General features: G+C 62.3%; 16 protein-coding genes. 8 read left to right on the top strand and 8 right to left on the bottom strand.

All coding sequences use genetic code 11. From position 1 onward, the window contains the following. Nucleotides 1-143: 143 nt before the first annotated feature. Nucleotides 144-1,115 (top strand): ornithine cyclodeaminase family protein, encoded by a 972-nt coding sequence (locus CEY11_RS10500; RefSeq protein ID WP_088603356.1) that lies wholly within the window; start codon nucleotides 144-146, stop codon nucleotides 1,113-1,115. A gap of 139 nt (nucleotides 1,116-1,254) precedes the next feature. On the opposite strand, the gene CEY11_RS10505 is transcribed toward CEY11_RS10500, so the two are convergent. Both CEY11_RS10505 and CEY11_RS10510 read right to left on the bottom strand, forming a co-directional pair. Beyond that, entirely contained in the window at nucleotides 1,255-2,406 is a 1,152-nt protein-coding gene (locus CEY11_RS10505; protein WP_088603357.1) for a 2-methylaconitate cis-trans isomerase PrpF family protein, read from the bottom strand. 57 nt (nucleotides 2,407-2,463) lie between these two features. Then, nucleotides 2,464-3,567 (bottom strand): mandelate racemase/muconate lactonizing enzyme family protein, encoded by a 1,104-nt coding sequence (locus CEY11_RS10510; protein ID WP_088603358.1) that lies wholly within the window; start codon nucleotides 3,565-3,567, stop codon nucleotides 2,464-2,466. A gap of 338 nt (nucleotides 3,568-3,905) precedes the next feature. Here CEY11_RS10510 and CEY11_RS10515 point away from each other — a divergent pair, with 338 nt between their 5' ends. The 6 genes from CEY11_RS10515 to CEY11_RS10540 all read left to right on the top strand — a co-directional run bounded on the left by CEY11_RS10515 (nucleotide 3,906) and on the right by CEY11_RS10540 (nucleotide 10,731). Further along, a complete protein-coding gene (locus tag CEY11_RS10515; protein ID WP_088603359.1) occupies nucleotides 3,906-5,294 on the top strand; it encodes an MmgE/PrpD family protein in 1,389 nt (462 codons plus the stop codon). A gap of 11 nt (nucleotides 5,295-5,305) precedes the next feature. Next, complete coding sequence (locus tag CEY11_RS10520) at nucleotides 5,306-6,562, top strand: CaiB/BaiF CoA transferase family protein (RefSeq protein WP_158215275.1); 1,257 nt, start codon at nucleotides 5,306-5,308, stop codon at nucleotides 6,560-6,562. After that, complete coding sequence (locus CEY11_RS10525; protein ID WP_088603361.1) at nucleotides 6,559-7,779, top strand: CaiB/BaiF CoA transferase family protein; 1,221 nt, start codon at nucleotides 6,559-6,561, stop codon at nucleotides 7,777-7,779. The genes CEY11_RS10520 and CEY11_RS10525 overlap by 4 nt, the downstream gene beginning before the upstream one ends. Before the next feature lie 16 nt (nucleotides 7,780-7,795). Continuing rightward, nucleotides 7,796-8,578 carry an enoyl-CoA hydratase/isomerase family protein gene (locus tag CEY11_RS10530; RefSeq protein WP_088603362.1) on the top strand — a complete coding sequence of 261 codons (783 nt, stop codon included), beginning with the start codon at nucleotides 7,796-7,798 and terminating at the stop codon, nucleotides 8,576-8,578. 70 nt (nucleotides 8,579-8,648) lie between these two features. Next, nucleotides 8,649-9,647 carry a D-2-hydroxyacid dehydrogenase family protein gene (locus tag CEY11_RS10535; protein WP_088603363.1) on the top strand — a complete coding sequence of 333 codons (999 nt, stop codon included), beginning with the start codon at nucleotides 8,649-8,651 and terminating at the stop codon, nucleotides 9,645-9,647. Nucleotides 9,648-9,750: 103 nt separating this feature from the next. Continuing rightward, nucleotides 9,751-10,731 carry a Bug family tripartite tricarboxylate transporter substrate binding protein gene (locus tag CEY11_RS10540; protein ID WP_088603364.1) on the top strand — a complete coding sequence of 327 codons (981 nt, stop codon included), beginning with the start codon at nucleotides 9,751-9,753 and terminating at the stop codon, nucleotides 10,729-10,731. Between the two features lie 57 nt (nucleotides 10,732-10,788). On the opposite strand, the gene CEY11_RS10545 is transcribed toward CEY11_RS10540, so the two are convergent. The 5 genes from CEY11_RS10545 to CEY11_RS10565 all read right to left on the bottom strand — a co-directional run bounded on the left by CEY11_RS10545 (nucleotide 10,789) and on the right by CEY11_RS10565 (nucleotide 15,876). Beyond that, nucleotides 10,789-11,205, bottom strand: coding sequence for a Zn-ribbon domain-containing OB-fold protein (locus CEY11_RS10545; protein WP_158215276.1), 417 nt, complete (start codon nucleotides 11,203-11,205; stop codon nucleotides 10,789-10,791). 14 nt (nucleotides 11,206-11,219) lie between these two features. Further along, on the bottom strand, nucleotides 11,220-12,401 hold the full coding sequence (locus CEY11_RS10550) for a thiolase family protein (protein WP_233154829.1): 1,182 nt from the start codon (nucleotides 12,399-12,401) through the stop codon (nucleotides 11,220-11,222). A 288-nt stretch (nucleotides 12,402-12,689) separates the two neighbouring features. Next, entirely contained in the window at nucleotides 12,690-13,685 is a 996-nt protein-coding gene (locus CEY11_RS10555) for a Bug family tripartite tricarboxylate transporter substrate binding protein (protein WP_088603367.1), read from the bottom strand. 81 nt (nucleotides 13,686-13,766) lie between these two features. Further along, nucleotides 13,767-14,915 (bottom strand): CaiB/BaiF CoA transferase family protein, encoded by a 1,149-nt coding sequence (locus CEY11_RS10560; protein ID WP_088603368.1) that lies wholly within the window; start codon nucleotides 14,913-14,915, stop codon nucleotides 13,767-13,769. 16 nt (nucleotides 14,916-14,931) lie between these two features. After that, entirely contained in the window at nucleotides 14,932-15,876 is a 945-nt protein-coding gene (locus CEY11_RS10565) for a hydroxymethylglutaryl-CoA lyase (protein ID WP_088603369.1), read from the bottom strand. A gap of 105 nt (nucleotides 15,877-15,981) precedes the next feature. Between CEY11_RS10565 and CEY11_RS10570 the strand changes: the two genes are divergently transcribed. After that, entirely contained in the window at nucleotides 15,982-16,902 is a 921-nt protein-coding gene (locus CEY11_RS10570; RefSeq protein ID WP_088603370.1) for a LysR family transcriptional regulator, read from the top strand. A 93-nt stretch (nucleotides 16,903-16,995) separates the two neighbouring features. Here CEY11_RS10570 and CEY11_RS10575 read toward each other — a convergent pair whose 3' ends face one another. After that, nucleotides 16,996-17,973 carry a 2-dehydropantoate 2-reductase gene (locus tag CEY11_RS10575; protein ID WP_088603371.1) on the bottom strand — a complete coding sequence of 326 codons (978 nt, stop codon included), beginning with the start codon at nucleotides 17,971-17,973 and terminating at the stop codon, nucleotides 16,996-16,998. Nucleotides 17,974-18,335 lie beyond the last annotated feature (362 nt).

Consider the following 18,335-nt stretch of genomic DNA (forward strand, 5'->3'; position numbering starts at 1 on the left):
TTTTACGGCGTACCCGGCGATAAGCCAGCCGAAATAGTCCACCATTTGGGAAACCCGGTCACTTTGCATCTTGCTGTCTTCACCCGCCCACCGGATTCTGGCAGTCTCGTCTTCACATCGAACGACATGGAAAAAAGCGATATATGCGATTCTTAACCGAACAAGATGTTGCGGCATTGCTACCGCTCGAAGCGGCGATAGACTGCGCGAATCAAGCCTTCCGCGATCACGCTGCAGGCCTGGCCTTCGATGTCCCGAGGGTGCGCACCAAGACTGAGCACGGTAGCCTGCATATCCTTCAGGCGGCATCCACGACGCTCGACGCCATCGGCTTCAAGGCCTATTTTCCCGGCCGGGAACGGCGGGTTTTCCATACGCAATTGATCCAATTGTCGACGGGCATGCCTTTGGCGCTCGTCGAATCCGACGAGCTGGGCATTCGCCGCACGGGGGCGGCCACAGCGGTCGCGACACAAGCACTCGCACGGCCTGACGCAAGTGTTGTCGCCTGCTTTGGCAGCGGGCGCCACGGCCTGACACAACTGCGGGCGGTGTGCGCGGTGCGCCCGATCCGATCGGTTCGGATCCACGGAAGAGATCCGGGGCGGCTGCAGAGATTCGCTGACCAGATTCACGAAACGTTGGCGCTGAGCGTGTCCATCGCGAAGAGCGCGCAAGAGGCTCTCGACGGCGCCGACATCGTCAACATCGTCACGCGGGCAGACACCCCCCTATTCGACGGAGCGCTCCTGAAAAAAGGACAGCACATAAACGCCGTAGGATCCAATGCGCTCAACCGAAGAGAAATCGATTTGCAGGCTGTGCGACGGGCAAACGTTCTGGTGGTCGATTCGGTCGATGTCGCGCGCAACGAATGCGGAGACCTGCTGCCGGCTATCGAGGCCGGCTTGCGGCACTGGCATCAAATCCCCGAATTGGGCCAGGTGCTGATCGGACGGCACCCGGGCCGCACCTCTGCGGACGACATCAGTCTCTTCGAGTCGCAAGGGATGGGAATACTGGATCTTTACGCCGCACACCATGTAGCCGAGGCCGCAGCGCGGCACAAAGCCGGAACCATGCTGCCGATCAAGGGGCACCCGGCGCCAGGCTGATGCGCCTGGCCATCGCACGCCTTCCTGCCGGTCAATGCAGGCAGCGACGCAGCCGCCTCCCCTTGCCCGGCGAGGCGCTATGGCCCGCTGCCGCGGGCCTGAAACGCCCGCCATCCGCCGCTGGCGGGCGCACGCCCGATCAAGCCCCGATCACAGAATCCCGGACATAGACCGTGCCTTCCATGATCCGGCGAGCCGTACGGACATAAGAAACTTCTTCTATGTCGCCATTTGGCGCCAGCCCGATGCGCACCGGGAACACCCCGGTCGGATGGCCGATCCGCACATAGCCATCAGTGGACGGACGTGCCACCGCATGTACGATCGTGCCCGGCATATTTGCAGCCATGGCGGTGCATACCGCGCCCGTCGCCGCGAAGGCCTTGTGCAAGCGCGGCGGCGGCCCACCGACCCGCCGGGCGACGAAGCTGACGTCTGCGGCGGACACGGTCTTCTTGGTCATGAAATCGATGTAGTCCGTGGGCTCCAGAACCGACACCGGGTGCGGCAACCGCGACTCGGGCGCCAAGCCGACATGAGCGGCGGCGGCATTGCGTATGGCCCAGAAGCGGTTGAGGATTTCAGGCGTAAATTCGTCGGGGCTTTCCGTACCGCGGATACCTGCATCGCGGGCATGGAAAAACACCGTAGCCTTGGCCATGTCCACGATGGAAACAGGAATCTTCTTGCCGAATTCCGGGATATACAGCTCGTCGACGACATTGCCGCTGGGCAGCAGCTTGCCGGTACTGGCCCCCTTGGTCGCTGCGAAATCCATCCGGATTTCTCCGGAGGTTCCCGGCACCCCCGCAATGGCGCAATCTCCGTCCACCGCCGGTGCGCCGTCGGCGTCCACCGGCACATAAGACACCAGCAGCTGCTGCGTATTGGTATTGAAAATGCGGACGCGGGTCACGGGATGCACCGGCTCCACCAAGCCTTCTTCGATGGCGAAGACACCGACACCCGCGGACAGGTTCCCGCAATTCGCAGAGTAGGACACATAGGGAAGGTCAATACCCACCTGGCCAAAGGTGTAGTCGACATCGGCGCCCGGACGCGAGCTTTTGTCGATGATGACGATTTTGCTGGTGAGATTATCGGCGCCGCCCAGGCCGTCGATCTGGCGCGGATCGGGGCTGCCCATGGCCGCGAGCAGCACTTTGTCGCGCTCTTTGGGATCGGAAGGCAGATCGCGCTCGTGGAAGTAAATCCCCCTGCTCGTGCCGCCACGAAGAATGACGCAGCGCACACCACGCTGCCGCGACGAACGTCTTTGAAGAGCTGTCATGATAATGTGAGTCCTTGTTGCGGAAATCGAAATACCTGTTCACGTATGCGTTGCGGCTTACCAATCCAGCCGGTAGCGCGCCAACTTGTCCGGGTCGACCTCGGCACCAATGCCGGGAACGTCCTGAACGTGCAACTTGCCTTCGCGTATGTCTATCGGGCAAGCCAGCAGATCGTCTTCCTGCTTCAGCGGCGTAGAAAGATCTGCGGGATATGCAACGCTGCGGAAGGCAGCGGCAAAGTGCCCGCTGGCGACCGCGCCTATGCCGGACACACCTTGCGAGCCGATCCAGCATGGCAGCCCGTACCCCTCGGCCATGTGGACGATGCGCATCGATTCATACATGCCGGTACGGGCAATCTTGATACCCATCACGCCGATAGCTCCGTCCTGCAATTCACGCCGGACGTCGGTGAGCGAAAATACACTGTCGTCGGCCAGGATCGGGACGCTCGTGGCATTCGCGACCTTCTTGCGATAAGCCCCCAAATTGACCGCTACCGGCTCTTCGGCCATGGCCAGGCCGTATTCCGCCATCGCATTGATAGTACGGATAGCCACTTCGGGGGTGTACATCTGGTTTGCGTCGATGAACAGCAAAGCCTGGTTGCCGAGTGCCTCGCGCAGCATGCGCAGCCGCTCGATGTCGCCGCAAGGATCCGCACCAGCCTTGACCTTGAACGCCTGGATTCCATATTGGTCGCGCACTTTGAGGGCTTCCTGCACGAACTCGTCATCATTCGCGAAGTTCAGGCTAAGCATCCAGCTGACATCTACTGGCTTGACGCTGCCGCCGAGCAGGCGCGCGAGGCTGACGCCCAACGCCTGAGCCGCGACATCGTGCAGTGCCGTGTCGAGCGCCGCCTTCGCCGTGGGATTCCATGGGATTGCCGCCATAACCGCCTGGTAGCCTTCGCGATCGATTGCATCGCGGCCTACCAGCATGGGGCCCAGTACATCACGGACGATATGCACGATCGAGCGCTGCGTCTCTCCGTAGATGGTCGGGCGAGCCGGGGCCTCGGCCGTTCCAATCACACCACCGGCGTAGATCCGGATCAGCACGTGATCCTGGGCATCTCGCTTTCCATGGGCTCCCCAGCGGGACGCCTTCTTCAAAGGGATACGGAAGGGGATGGCCTCCACACGCTCGACTTTCACGCCCGGTCTCCTGGATATTCGTTAGCCGCTCGGCACACCCGCATTCCGCAAAACTCGGAAGCTTCGCAAATATGTGCGAACGGGCGCCATGCTGCCGACATGTAGTCTAGCGGAGCCAAGCATCGAATTGATCGTCTGGCCCGCAGGCTTGTTTCACGATATGGGAATCCATCCCAAAGCACGCGAAAACTGGATTCCGTATGCCATTCTCATATCGTGGACTTGCGTGACTGCCGGATCGGACGGTTTTGAGCTTTCCGGGTCTTATGATACCGCCGTAAAGCGTACAACTACTTGCCGATCCATCGACTCGGGAAGGCGGCAACCAAGAGGGAAAAATGACTGGATTAACCGAAGCAATGGCTCACGCCGTGGCCCGGAGGCGCCTCGAAGACTTTCCTGTAGAAACCATAGACAAGGCAAAGAAGGTAATCGTCGACACATTCGCGGTAATTCTCGCCGGTGCCGACAGCGAAGTGGAAGAGCCGCTGATGCGCTATCTGGACATGAGCGGCGCTGACGGCAATGTGCCCATCCTGGGCACGGGGCGCCGCACCAGTGCCGAGCTTGCCGCGCTGATCAACGGCACCTTCGGACACGCGCTCGATTTCGACGATGTGCTCTCCATGATGCCGGCGCACCCCAGCGCCATCATCGTCGCCGCCCTGCTGGCCGACCTTCCCGAACATCCTCTGAGCGGGCGGGAATTTATCGAGGCCTATGTCGTCGGCATAGAAATCGGAGCAAGAATAGCCCAAGGCATCACGGTCGGCCACTACGGCCGGGGCTTCCACGGCACTGGCACGCTCGGCATTTTCTCCGGGCTGGCAGCACTTGCCAAGGCGCGGCGCCTGGACGAAGCGCAGACACGCACGGCATTCGGCATCGCCGCCTCCATGGCCAGCGGGCTGCGCCGCAACTTCGGCACAATGACCAAGCCTCTACACACCGGGCTGGCAGCGCGCAACGCCGTGCAGGCTGTGCGCCTTGCCCTCTGCGGCTTTACCGCAGCACCGGACATTCTGGAAACAAAAGCCGGCTTTTACGCCGCCTACGGGGTAGAGGCATCGGATCCGGCAGTCGCGATCGAAGCCCTGGAAGGCCCCGGAGTCCTGATGGATCCGGGCATTGCCCTGAAGAAATTCGCCTGCTGCTACGCGTCACACCGCGGGATGGACGGGGTGCTCACGCTGCGCGAGCGGCTCGGCTTTACGGCCGATGATGTAGAAAAGCTCGAATGCCGCATGCCGCCGGGCGGCATGCTGGTACTGACCTATCCTGCACCCACGACCGGCCTCGAAGGTAAATTCAGTCTCCAATACTCGTTGGCCGCAGGGCTGCTGGACGGACGCTATACCGTCTGGACGTTCACGGACGAGGCGGTACGCCGCCCCGCAATTGGAGAATTGCTCAAACGCATTTCGGCTTACGAGGACGAATCCTGCCGGGACGACGACCCTCTCTTCGATACACGCAGCTCCGGCGGGCGCGGCTTCGTCGATGTGGAAGTCACCCTACGCAACGGCACTCGCGACGAGGTGCGTATATTCAAAGCTCCCGGCCATCCCTCCCGCGAACTCACGTGGGAGGACATCGAAGCCAAGTTCGACGACTGCGCCGGTCATGCACACATAGAAAAGCCGATGGTAAAGCAGGCGTTTGCGTCTTTGCGTGGCCTGGAAAATTGCGCCAGCGTGGCCACGCTGGTCGACATGCTGCACCAATGAACGAGGCTGCTATGAATCAGAATTCATGTGCATCGCCCTCTTCCGGCGCGCTGGAAGGCATCCTGGTGCTGGAAATCGCCGGGGCCGCGGTTCAATATTGCGGCAAGATGTTCGCCGACCTGGGCGCAGACGTCATTCTGATCGAGCCGCCGGGGGGCGCCTCCACTCGTGAAGCCGCGCCCTTTCTTGAAGGAACGCTCGATGACGACGGGCAGTCCGTTCGCAGCCTGCCCTTTGTGTATCTGAACACAGGGAAAAAGTCGGTAACCCTGGATCTGCAAACCGCCGAGGGGCGTGCGTCCCTGCACCGCCTGGCCGCCCATGCCGACCTGCTGATCGAAGGAGGCCGGCCGGGCGAGCTGGCAGCGGCTGGCTGTAGCTACGAGAGCTTGTCGGCCTCGAATCCGGCCCTCGTCATGACCAGCATCACTCCTTACGGCCAGACGGGGCCTTACAGTTCGCATGAAGCCGAAGACCTGGTATGCATGGCCACCGGCGGGTTCCTGTACCTGGGAGGCTACCCGGATACTCCGCCCATAGGCGCGTACGGCAATCAGGCCTACTTCTGCGGCAGCATGTTCGGCGCGGTGGCAAGCATGCTGGCACTGACACGCGCCGAGGCTACCGGCCAGGGCGATCATGTCGACGTCTCGATTCAGGAATGCATGGTGCTGGCCATGGAAAACGCCGTGCAGTTCTATGAGCTGGAAGGCACACTGCGCCGCCGCACCGCAGGCCTGCAGCGGTTTGCGGGCACAGGCGTGTATGCATGCGCCGACGGCTATATTTACATGATGGCTGGGGGCATTGGCGCCAACCGCTTCTGGGATCGCACCATAGAATGGTTGAAAGAAGAAGGCGTACCGGGTGTAGAACGACTGTACGGAGACGCCTGGTCAAAAACTGCCTATCTGCAGTCTGACGAGGCCAAACGCATATTCATGGAAGTCTTTGGCGAGTGGGCAGGCAAGAAAACAAAAGCCTATCTGTACGCCGCGGCCCAGGATCGCCACGTGCCGGCGGCGGCAATCAACGCCGTGGACGATCTGGTGGCCAGCCCGCAATTGGCAGCGCGCCAATATTTCTCGGAAATAAATCAGCCGGGATGGCCGCGCCCCGCCCTCATTCCGGGCCCCCCGTATCAATTGACGCGCACGCCATGGGCGCTACGCCGGCCTGCCCCGTTCCCCGGGCAGCACAATGACGAAATCTTCAGGGCGCTGAAGAACAGGCCCCAAAGGCGCCACGACAAAGAGGAAATTCAATGACGAGCCAGCTGCCGCTAGCAGGCGTACGGATAACTGATTTCACCTGGATCGGCGCAGGCTCTTATACCACGAAGATCCTGGCCGATGCGGGCGCAGAAGTCATCAAGATCGAGAGCATAGACCGTGTCGATTCGCTGCGCCTGGCCGCTCCGTATAAAGACGGCATCAAGGGGGTGAACCGCAGCGGCTACTTCGCCGACCGCAACTCCAGCAAGCGCAGCATGACGCTGAATATGAAACACCCCCGCGCGCTGGAACTGGTCTCCCGGCTGATCCGGCAAAGCGACATCATCGCGAACAACTTCACACCCGGCGTCATGGATCGCTTCGGCCTTGGCTATGAAGCGGTACGGGCGATGAAGGAAGACATCATCTACCTTGCCATGTCCATGCAAGGCTCGACCGGGCCGCAAAGGCATTATCTGGGCTATGGCGCCACGATGGCAGCGGTGACGGGCATCCAGCATCTTACGGGCCTGCCGGGCAGAGAACCGGCAGGCACCGGCACCAACTATCCCGATCACATCCCCAACCCGTGCCATGCGACGTTCGCAGTACTTGCCGCATTGCGGCATCGACGCCGCACGGGCCAGGGGCAGCGCATCGACATGGCGCAAACCGAGCCTACCGTTGCCCTGCTCGGGCCCGCGGTGCTCGAATACACCGCAAACGGCCACGTTCCCCAGGCGCGAGGGAATCGCCATCCGCAAGCCGCGCCCCATGGGGTGTATCGCTGTGTCGGGGACGATCGCTGGATAGCCATCGCGGTAATGAACGATGCGCAGTGGCGCGGCCTGCGCGACGCACTCGGCAAGCCGGCCTGGATGGGCGATGCCGAACTGGACAGTACCCAGGGCCGGCTGGAACGTGCGGATGAAATTGATGAGCAGCTGAATCAGGAAACCGGGAGATATGTCGTCGAGGCGCTGGTCGACCTGTTGCAGCAGCATGGCGTGCCGGCGGGCCGGGTCAGTACCGCCGCCGACGTCATCGCCGATCCGCAACTACGCCATCGCGGCCATTGGCTGAGCCTCGACCACCCCGAAATGGGGCCTTCTCTGTACAACGCCCAGCCGTTTCGCAATGCCCGAAGCCCTGCGGGACAGGCCAGGCCGGCACCCTTGCTTGGGCAACACACGCGAGAAATATGCAGCACGCTGCTCGGCCTGAATGACGCAGAAATTGCGCGCCTGACGGAAGAAGGCGCGCTACGTTGAGAACAAGGACAAGCCAATGAGCTCAGTCGAGATAACGGTCGAAGACCATATAGCCACTATAGTCCTGAATCGGCCGGAAGCCCTGAACGCGGTGGATCCCGACATGCGGGTTCTTCTGCATTCCGCCTGGGATCGAATACGCCAGGACGACGATATATGGGTGGCCATCGTCACAGGCTCGGGGGATCGTTCCTTTTGTACCGGCTCCGATCTGAAAAAGACCTTGCCGTCCGGCGAGACTGCCGGCCAGCAATTACTGGGCGCCCATGCCAGTGCAGGATCGCTTATTGCCAATCTCAATACAGACAAACCAATGATCGCGGCCGTCAACGGCTACGCCTTGGGCGGCGGCATGGAACTTGCTCTGGCCTGCGATATCCGCATATGCACGGAGAATGCCCAGTTCGCACTGCCCGAGGTCAAGGTCGGCAGCATGCCGGGGGCCGGCGGCTCCGTGCGCCTGCCCCGCTATATCGGACGCTCCGATGCCATGCTGATGCTGCTGACAGGCGCGCGAACCAATGCCGCGGAGGCGCTGCGCATAGGTTTGGTCAGCAAGGTAGTCCCGGCAGATCATCTGCTCGTCGAGGCACGAACTATTGCACAAGCCATCGCCGCCAACGCCCCGCTGTCGGTGCGGGCGGTCAAGCGCATGGTTCGTCAAGGCGAGGATATGCCGCTGTCCCACGCCATCGACGTAGAGCGAACCCTGTTCGCATTGCTCTACAACAGCGATGACCGAATCGAAGGACGCAAAGCCTTCGCCGAAAAGCGCAAGCCGCAGTTCAAAGGCCGGTGATCGAAGCCGGCTGCCGCCAGGCGCAGCCCTCGAGGTGATTGACCGCCTTTCAAGGCAAGGAGTTATCTGCATGGAAAAGCCGAGAGTCGCCATTCTGGACGACTACCAGAACTTGGCGTTGGAGCTGGCTGACTGGAGCCCTGTGCAAAAGCGCTGTGAAGTGGTCGTCTTCGACAAACACCTGTCGGAGGAAGCGGCCGCCGAAGCCCTCGGAACCTTTGATGCCGTCTGCCTCACGCGAGAGCGCATGGCCATTCCAGGCTCGTTGCTGAATCGTTTGCCGCGTTTGAAGTTCATAGCTGTCACCGGCCCCCACAACCGTACACTGGATTTCGAAGCAGCCGACCGGCTGGGCATCACCGTATCCTGCACGCCGCGCCCGGCCCAGGGGCAATTTGCCACGGCGGAACTGGCTTGGGGCCTGATTCTGGGACTGGCGCGGCACATACCCAAAGAAGCGGACAATATGCGCAACGGGGGCTGGCAGCATACCGTGGGCATGGCCCTGGCAGGCCGTACTCTAGGTTTGCTCGGACTGGGCCGGCTGGGCAGCCGCATGGTGCCCATCGCGCACGCGTTCGGCATGGAGGTGATCGCCTGGAGCCAGAACCTGACCGAACAGACCGCACAGGATCTGGGAGCCCGGCGCGTCGAAAAAGAGGATTTGTTCCGGCGCAGTGATTTCATCAGCCTGCATCTCGTGCTCAGTGAACGCAGCCGGCACACCGTAGGCAGCCGGGAACTCGCATGGATGAAACCCGGCGCATTCCTGGTCAACACGGCACGCGGAGCACTGATAGACCGCAAGGCGCTGCTGCAAGCCTTGCAGGAGCGCCGCATCGCCGGCGCGGCGCTGGACACTTTCGAGGTCGAGCCGCTGCCGCCGGACGATGCTTTCCGCGATCTGGACAATGTCATTCTGACACCACATCTGGGGTACACCGTACAAGAACTGCTGGGCCCGTTCTACGCCGCCACGGTACAGAACCTGCAAGCGTGGCTCGACGGATCCCCGCAGCGTCTGCTGACCGCGAGCCATCCCCGGCTAACCGGGCAAGTGACGGTTTAGGGCACTCATCCTTTTTTGTTCAGCCGCCACCGTCCAACAGGGTCGCGGCCCACCTCCGAACACCTCGTCGCACTTCAATACACCTTGCTCAGGGAGGCAAATCATGAATAGGCGATCATTCGTCGCGGCTGCAAGCACCGCTGCACTGTATTCCACATGGCTCGGGCTGGCTCGCGCGGCACAGGCCGGCTTTCCGTCCCGCCCCCTTCACCTGATCGTCCCCCTGGCGCCCGGCGGCGGAACCGACGCGGTATCCCGTCTCGTCGCAATTGAAATGGGCAAGATACTCGGCCAGGCAGTGGTGGTCGAGAACCGCAGCGGCGGCAGCGGCACAATAGGCATGATGGCTGTCGTAAGGGCTGATCCGGACGGTTATACCTTGTTGACAGGCACGCCCTCGCTGTCCATCGACCCTTCGCTTCGACACGACATGAAATTCGATCCATTGAAGGATCTGCAGCCGGTCAGTTTGTTCAGCAAGGTTCCCTACGTTCTCGTTTCAGCCAAGAAGCTGGGCGACATCACCATATCGCAACTGATAGAAAAGGCCAAAGCTGCGCCGAAATCCATTACCGTCGCATCTCCGGGCGTAGGCAGCGGAGGCCACCTGGCGGCGGAGCTTTTTCAGCTCATGGCCGGCGTCGAGTTCACGCACATTCCATACAAGGGATCCGGGCCAGCCATGAACGACCTGCGAGGCGGCCGGGTCGATATCCTGTTCGGCACGACGCCGGCCGTAGCACAGTCGATCCGCGCCGGAAGCCTGCACCCGCTGGGTATTTCCAGCACCCAGCGGTCGCGGATTCTGCCGGAGGTGCCGACCATCGCGGAAAGTGGCGTTCCAGGCTATTCAACGTATTCGTGGTATGGAGCATGGGTGCCGGCACACACCCCGCGCGACGTCATAGAAAAATTGAATGCGGCGATCCGCAAGGCGCTGGAAAGCCCCAAGGTCAAACAAGCGATCGAGCTGGACGGCGGCGAGCCGGAACCTACCACGCCCGAAGCGGCCGGCCGTTTCCTGAAAGCCGAAATAGACAAATGGCACGACGTCATCGCGCGAGCCGGGATCAAGCCGCAGTAGTGCGCTGCGGATGCCGCAATCCCCCGTACCGTCTTTCTACAATTCTGCCGGCACTCCTCAACTGTCCAATGTGAATTTCGGCACTTTGTAGCCGTCGGGATGATTCGCATAAACCAGCCGAACCGGCGCATCGAGCCTGATGCGCCCGAGTTCCGCGTGATCCATGTAGGAAACCATGATGGGCCCCTCTTCCAGCCTTACGGCCACTACGAGATGCGGCGCCGGATATGCCGGCAAATATTGCCGATGAAATACAGTCCAGGACACAATTGACGCCTTACCGGATATAGGCACCCATTCATATTCCATGCTCATGCTGACGGGGCATATCGGCCCCGGCGGATAACGGAATTCACCCGATTCGGGGCAGCGCTGCAATTTCATCTCGCCGGCCTCGATACTTTCCCACATCGGAGCGTCGTAAGGCGAGTACAGACGGGGAGCCTTTCTATTGGTCTTCTCGGTTTCGCTCATCATCATCCCCTAGTTCAGCGTCCATAGATAATGGACATAGCCTTGCCCGCCACATCCGATACATACTGCACATGGCGGCAGTCGGCGACCTGCCGGTCGCCCAGCCCTCCGCGAACCTGGCGCACGGCCTCGATCTGATGGCTCCATCCCTGCATATAGGACTCCGACAAGTGCCCGCCATGAGTGTTGACCGGCAGCTTACCGCCAACGCCAATCCCATTCTCCGCAATAAAGCGGGCCGCCCCCCCCTGCTCGCAGTAGCCGAACCCTTCCAAGGCAAAGAAAATGTGAGGGCTGAAGCTGTCATAGACCAGTAGAGCGTCGATGTCCTTGGGCCCCACGCCTGCAGCCGCGTAGGCCTGCTCGGCGGCGCCGCGCTGAGCGGGCAGGTAAAAGTCGACAAGGCGGGGCCCCAGGCCGGTGGCATTGTGATTCAGATCGCTGCGGCCCAGGCCGTGTATGGTCACTGCTTTCGCGGCATGACATTTACGCGCCCGGCCGGCTTCCATAATGATGAGCGCCACTCCGCCATCATTAATAAGACAGTAGTCATTCATGCGCAGCGGCTCTGCGATGTACTTCACGGCCAGGTAATCGTCCAGCGACAGCGGCTTGTTGCGCATGATGGCATTGGGATTCAAGCTTGCCCACTGGCGCTGGCTTACCGCGACCTGCCCCAGATCCCGGTCGGTCAATCCATGCAATTCCTTGTAGCGCTGGAACATCAAGGCATACAAAGCGCCCTGCGAGGTCAGGCCCCAGGGGCTGTGATAGACGTATGAGAGAAAAGAGCCGCCGCCCATGGCCTGCGGCCCGCCGTATTGGACGGCGGCCGAACGCTGGTCGTTGCCGTATACCAGGGCCACTACCTCCGCCATGCCGGCCTTGATCGCCATGACGGCCTGGAACACCGCCTGTACCGCGTCGGCCTGCCCTCCCCAACGCGGATCAATATTGAGGATCTCGCCCATACGTTCGTATGCCGTGGTGGGGCCCACGATGAGGCCGTCGATGTCGTCGCGTTTCAGCCCCGCGTCGTCCAGTGCCCGCTTGAACGCCAGGGCCGCGTAGCCGCTGGAATCATAGGGCTTTTCGCCGTTGCGTACGCGCCTGTAGTCTTCCACCCAGTCGGTGTGCCCAACACCCACCACGGCGGAAATACCAGAGGTGCTGGTATCCAAAGTCTTCGTCGTCACCTCATGTTTCTCCCATAACATGGACACCTCGCCGGGCTCGATCCCGCGATTCCAACATTATCGGTGAGCCATGGGGGCAACGTACTCTTTATGGAGTCCACAAGGTGAAATTAATCTCACCCGGGGGAGAACTCATCGGCAAAGCGACCCGCATGGCGCTTACGGCCGGCCACGGCCAGTACCGTCCAGGCCGGAAACACCGTGCCAGCCCTATGCATCGCCGCCTCGGCATCCTCGTCCAGACCTCGGCCGCGTCCGGGCTCTGTCACATAGAGGAAGCGTGTCTGCCTAATTCACATGGATGCCGGCCCGCTTGACCAGCTGCGCGTAGCGCTTCTCTTCCGAGGAAAAAAACGCGCTCGCCTGCGCCGGGGTGTCCAATACGAGGAAGTCGTCGCGCTTGTCGAAACCGGCCTTGACCTGGGGATCCGTGAAGCCCTTGACGAAGCCGTCATGCAAGCGCTGCACCTGGTCGGCCGGGATGCCCTTGGGGCCGATGACCGCGAACCAGCCGGCCACGTCGACAGTGGGGAAGCCCTGCTCGATGAAAGTGGGAATGTCGGGCATGGAGCGCACGCGCTGCTTGCCCATGACGCCGATCGCATGCAGCATGCCGTTCTTCAGGTAGCCCTGCACGACGGCCAGCGCGGCCACGCCCATCTCGACCTGGCCGCTGAGTATATCGGCAATCATCGGGCCCGTGCCGCGGTAGGGAATATGCTGCGCCTTCACGTCGGCGCCTTGCAGGAACATTTCCGCGGCCAGCTGAATGATCGTGCCATTGCCGGACGAGCCGTAGCGCAGCGAGCCGGGCTTGGCTCGCAAGTAGGCCTGCAGCTCTTTGGCCGTTCTGACGGACACTTTCTTGGGGTTGACCACGAACACGAAGGGCGACCCGCCGATGACGCTGATGGGCGTGATGTCGGCCAGGCTGTCGTAGGGCAGGTTCTTGAACACGGAAGGATTGACGCAGTGGTTGTTCGATACGACGCCCACCGTCAGGCCATCGGGCTTGGAGCGCACCAGGGCGGCAGTACCGGTAATGCCACCCGCGCCCGGCCGGTTTTCGATAACCACAGGCTGGCCGAACGCGGTACCCAGCGCGTTCTGCGCGGAGCGCACGATGATGTCCACCCCCGAACCGGCGCTTAGCGGCAGAATGACGTGTAGCGGCGCCGAGCTTTGCGCCAGGCTGGTAAAGGGCCGGGCGATCAGCCCTGTCGCCAGGGCGGCGCCCCAGCCAAGGATTTCGCGGCGCCTGGTGGAAATTTTCGTCGTGGCCATGGTGTTTCCTCCGATGTAGTTGTGTAGGTGCTGCACTGTTTCATGCCTGGCCCAGGCCGCCTAATACGGCGGCCGCCCGGCTCAGGATATGGAAGCCTTGATCGCCCCCAGCACTTCTTCGGTATGCTCGCCGATCTTGGGCAGCGGCATGCGTACCCCCGGCCGGCGGCCGCCCAGTGTCAGCGGCAGCAGCACCACGTCTGTGGTGCCGCCGTCTTCGGTCTGCATGGGCGCCAGGCCGCCGCTTTGCTTCAGGTGCGGGTCGTCCACGAGCTGCTCGGGGCGGCTGATGGGCGCGTAGGGCACGCCGCAAGCCTCGAGCTGCGGCGCCAGGGATTCGACGCTTACCTTGCGCAGGATCTCGCCAAGCTCTTGCAACAGTTGCGGCCGCACCGCGACGCGCGCGGCATTGCCGGCGTATTCCGGCCGCGCCAGCAGGTCTTCGCGTTCCAGCAAGCGGCACAGCGTGGCGAACTGCTTGTCGCTGACGGCGCCGATGAACAGCTGCTCGCCGTCGGCCAACGTAAATACATCGTAGACACTCCAGGCGGATACCCGGGAAGGCATGGGCGGCGGCGCTTCGCCCGTCATCAAGTACTGCTGCATGTGCTGCGACACCAGGAACACGCAGTTCTCGAACAAGGCGCTCTGCACCTCCTGCCCGCGGCCGGTGATGTCTCGTTCCCGCAGGGCGGCCAGCACGCCGATGGCGCCGAACATGCCGCCCATGATGTCGTTGACGCTGGTGCCGGCCCGCAGCGGCCGCCCTTCGGGCCCCGTCATGTACGACAGGCCGCCCATCATCTGCACGACTTCGTCCAGCGCCAGACGCTTTTCATACGGCCCGGGCAGGAAGCCCTTGTGCGACACATAGACCAGCTTCGGATAGCGCGCCGCCAGCGCCGCGTAGCCCAGGCCGAGCTTTTCCATCAGCCCGGGCCGGAAATTCTCCAGCACCACATCGCATTGCCCGATCAGCTCGGCCGCGGTGGCCTGGCCCTCTTCGGTCGTGATGTCCAGCACCACGCTTTTCTTGTTGCGATTGAAGCTGCGGAAAAAGCCGATGCCCAGACCCGGCAGCTTGCGAGTCTTGTCGCCGCCCGGCGGCTCGACCTTGATGACCTCGGCCCCCAGATCGGCCAGGATCATACCGCAGGTCGGCCCCATGACCATGTGGGTGAACTCGACCACGCGGATGCCCGCGAGCGGGAGGGTAGTAGATGAACTCATGCGACAGCTTCCTTTTTCAGGCGGCGGATGGGTTGAAGTGCTTGGGCAGGCCCGCCTGCCACAAGCTGCCATGCGTAGGCTCGCCGGCCAGCCAGCCGGCCACCTTGGCGCGCAAGGCCAGCAGTTTGTCTATGTCTATGCCGGTGGCGATGCCCATGGAGGCCAGCATGAAGGCCAGGTCTTCGGAAGACGCGTTGCCGCTGGCGCCCGGCGCATAGGGGCAGCCGCCTATGCCCGCCAGCGAGGCATCGAAACGCCGCACACCCAGCAGCAGGGCGGCATGAATGTTGGCCAGCGCCAGGCCGCGAGTGTCATGGAAATGGCCGCAGCAGAACTTGTCGCCGGCAACACGCAAGGCCTGTTCGAACAGGTTCGCCACCGCGCCGGGATCGGCATAGCCCACGGTATCGGCCAGGCTGACGCGGTCGGCGCCCGCGTCCAGCAAGGCCTGCATCAGGCGCAATACTTCCGACACCCGAACCTCGCCCTGGATCGTGCAGCCAAAGGCCGTACCTACCCCGCCCTCGATCAGCGTTTTCTTGCCCGAGGCGTCGCGCGCGGCGCGGATGCGGCCCACTTCGGCGACGACTTCGTCGGGCGTCTTGCGCAGATTGGCCAGACTGTGGGCGCGGCTGGCCGAAAGCGGCAGGATCATCAGGTCGGCTTCGCCTTCCAGGGCGCGCTCGGCGCCCTTCAGATTGGGAACCAGCACCGAGGCGGACAGGCCGGGCAAGGTCTTGGCATAGGCCAGAACCTCGGGCGTATCCGCCATTTGCGGCAAAAGACGCGCGGGCACGAACGAGCCGACTTCGATCTCGGTCTGGCCCGCGGCCACGGCCTCGCGGATCCATGCACACTTCTGCGCCGTCGACAGCTGGGTTTGTATGCTTTGCAGGCCATCGCGCAAGCCGACTTCACGGATGATCACCTGACTGGGAACGCGGGCCGATAAAGCATTCATCGCGTGACTCTCTTGCTGGGAATATGGCTGGGAAGTTTAGAGTTTCCTCATCAGGTGGTAAATTGATAGTTTTTACGGATTTCGTTTCCTATCAAGAAACCCATAATGCATGACTTCGACCTGACTTCTTTACGGCTGTTCGTCGCTGTCTGCGACCAGCGCAACCTTGCCCGTGCCGGCGAACAGGCGCACCTGGGAGTCTCGGCGGTCAGCAAGCGCATGACGCAGCTGGAAGAGCAGCTGAACGTGCCCTTGCTGCTGCGCCACCGGCGCGGGGTCACCCCCACTCCGGCCGGAGAAATTCTTCTGGAACACGCGCGCGTCATGCTGTCGGGGGCAGACAAAGTCGCGCGCGACATGGCCGCCTACCAGCACGGGGTCAGGGGGCAGGTGCGGATGCTGGCGTCCGTGTCATCCATTACCGAATCCCTGCCCGACGACATCGCGGCCTTTCTGCAGCTGCCCGGGCATGCCCACATCCGGGTGGACATCGAAGAGCGCAACAGCACCGAGCTGCTGCGCGGCATCCGCGAAGGCGAGGGACAGCTGGGAGTCTGCTGGGACGCGACGGACTTCGGCACGCTGCAATCGCTGCCCTATCGCGAAGACCATCTTGGCGTTGCCGTGCATCCCGCGCACCCGCTGGCGCGCTTGAAGCGCTGCCGCTTCGAACAGACCCTGGACAGCGAACATGTAGGCCTGCCCGGCTCTTCCGCGGTGCATACCATGCTGGCGCGCGCAGCGGCAATCATCGGCAAGCCCTTGCACTATCGCGCCGTGGTGTCCACCTTCGATGCGGCGCTGCGCTGCGTGCGCGCCGGGCTGGGCCTGGCCATCGTGCCAGGCGAAATCGCACAATCCTTTGCACGCGACGGCCAGATCAAAGTGATCGCACTGAGCGATGCCTGGGCCAAGCGCCGCTTCAGAATATGCTTTCAGGACGAGGCGTATCTGTCCCCCGCCGCGCGGCTGCTGGCCCGGCACCTGTCGGCGGTGGCAAGCCAGGCCGAACTACAGAGCGCATGATGCGGCATCGAGCCGCGCAACAATAAGGAGCGGTGCGCTGGCGAAACCGCTGGTGAAGTTGAAGAACGCCACCAAAAGTTTTTCTGGCCAATATCACGCATACAGGCCGTGCACTCGCCCGAAAAGCCGGGTCAGGCCATACAGCGCAGCCACGCCAGGGGCAGGCACATTCAGCCGCAACGCGATTTCGTGCACGGCACCGACAATGGCATCGATTTCTATGGCGCGCCCCGCTTCGGCATCCTGCAGCATGGACGTCTTGAACGCGCCCAGCTTCGCCGTTACTACATGGCGGTCTTCTGGCGATTGATCGATATTGCAGCCGATCCTGCCCCCTATCTCGGCAGCCTCCTGCATTATTGTGGTGCAGAACTGCCGCACCAGCGGATCTTCCAGAACCTTGTCTGTCGTAGCCCCCGTGATCGCCGACACCGGGTTCATGGTCAGGTTTCCCCAAAGCTTGTACCAGATGTCCTGGCGTATATCTTGAGAGACCGAAACATCGAATCCGGCCTGCCCAAGCAGCTTGTGCAAGGCCGAGGTACGCTCGCTGGCACCCCTTGCCGGCTCGCCGATGATCAGGCCCTTTCCCATCTTGTGCTCGACCAGTCCGGGCGCACTGGTCGATGCGCTTGCGTGCACCACGCAACCGATGACCTGCGTGTACGGGATGGCCCGTGCAATCACGCCACCCGGGTCGACCGATTCCAGCGCACCGCCGGGAAAATCCTGCAATCCATCGCAAAACCACCACGGTACGCCGTTCATTGCGGGAACCACCACGGTGCTGCCGCCTATCAAAGGTGCCAGAGTCGGAGCCAGGCCGGTCAAGGCCGGCCCTTTTACGGCAATGATGACGACATCCTGTACGCCCAGGGCCGCAGCGTTGTCCGCGGCGCGGGCGGGATATTGCCGCAGCGCGCCGTCGTGACGCACACGCCAGCCATGTTCACGCAAGGCCTGCAAGGTTTTGCCGCGCGCCAAGGCGCAGACATCGGCATTCGTGCCGCCTGCGAGCGATGCTCCGATGAGGCCGCCTATGGCGCCCGCGCCTACGATACAAACTTTCACTGTTTACTCCTGATCTATATATATACGTTATAGATACATACTAGCCCTACCCTTCAGGTCGCAGAGGCGGGCTTGATACAAAGGCATCCCGGCAAAAGACATGTCACGACAAATCGGGCGCATTTTCGTCGAGCCGCCGCGCCTGCGGATGGGCGCCGTCAAGCAAAGCATACCGGAGCCGCTGATGCATTGGGCGGGCATATGAGCACGCGCGACCCAGCGCCTACACCGCATCCGCCCAATTGGCACACGACCTCGATGGCCATATCGACCAGGCCGGTATAGCTCCAAAGCCAGTTTCAATCGGCCGCAGCAAGCCCCGGGCGAGATGTATTCGATGCGCTGCAGCGGCTGATGGAGCA

Source organism: Candidimonas nitroreducens, assembly GCF_002209565.1.
Lineage (GTDB): Bacteria > Pseudomonadota > Gammaproteobacteria > Burkholderiales > Burkholderiaceae_B > Candidimonas > Candidimonas nitroreducens.

What these genes read in the sequence shown, in the direction of transcription:
- CEY11_RS10500 (WP_088603356.1), top strand. Translation starts at nt 144, where the DNA reads ATGCGATTCTTAACCGAACAAGATGTTGCGGCATTGCTACCGCTCGAA.
- CEY11_RS10505 (WP_088603357.1), bottom strand. Translation starts at nt 2,406, where the DNA reads ATGACAGCTCTTCAAAGACGTTCGTCGCGGCAGCGTGGTGTGCGCTGC.
- CEY11_RS10515 (WP_088603359.1), top strand. Translation starts at nt 3,906, where the DNA reads ATGACTGGATTAACCGAAGCAATGGCTCACGCCGTGGCCCGGAGGCGC.
- CEY11_RS10520 (WP_158215275.1), top strand. Translation starts at nt 5,306, where the DNA reads ATGAATCAGAATTCATGTGCATCGCCCTCTTCCGGCGCGCTGGAAGGC.
- CEY11_RS10525 (WP_088603361.1), top strand. Translation starts at nt 6,559, where the DNA reads ATGACGAGCCAGCTGCCGCTAGCAGGCGTACGGATAACTGATTTCACC.
- CEY11_RS10530 (WP_088603362.1), top strand. Translation starts at nt 7,796, where the DNA reads ATGAGCTCAGTCGAGATAACGGTCGAAGACCATATAGCCACTATAGTC.
- CEY11_RS10535 (WP_088603363.1), top strand. Translation starts at nt 8,649, where the DNA reads ATGGAAAAGCCGAGAGTCGCCATTCTGGACGACTACCAGAACTTGGCG.
- CEY11_RS10540 (WP_088603364.1), top strand. Translation starts at nt 9,751, where the DNA reads ATGAATAGGCGATCATTCGTCGCGGCTGCAAGCACCGCTGCACTGTAT.
- CEY11_RS10545 (WP_158215276.1), bottom strand. Translation starts at nt 11,205, where the DNA reads ATGAGCGAAACCGAGAAGACCAATAGAAAGGCTCCCCGTCTGTACTCG.
- CEY11_RS10555 (WP_088603367.1), bottom strand. Translation starts at nt 13,685, where the DNA reads ATGGCCACGACGAAAATTTCCACCAGGCGCCGCGAAATCCTTGGCTGG.
- CEY11_RS10560 (WP_088603368.1), bottom strand. Translation starts at nt 14,915, where the DNA reads ATGAGTTCATCTACTACCCTCCCGCTCGCGGGCATCCGCGTGGTCGAG.
- CEY11_RS10565 (WP_088603369.1), bottom strand. Translation starts at nt 15,876, where the DNA reads ATGAATGCTTTATCGGCCCGCGTTCCCAGTCAGGTGATCATCCGTGAA.
- CEY11_RS10570 (WP_088603370.1), top strand. Translation starts at nt 15,982, where the DNA reads ATGCATGACTTCGACCTGACTTCTTTACGGCTGTTCGTCGCTGTCTGC.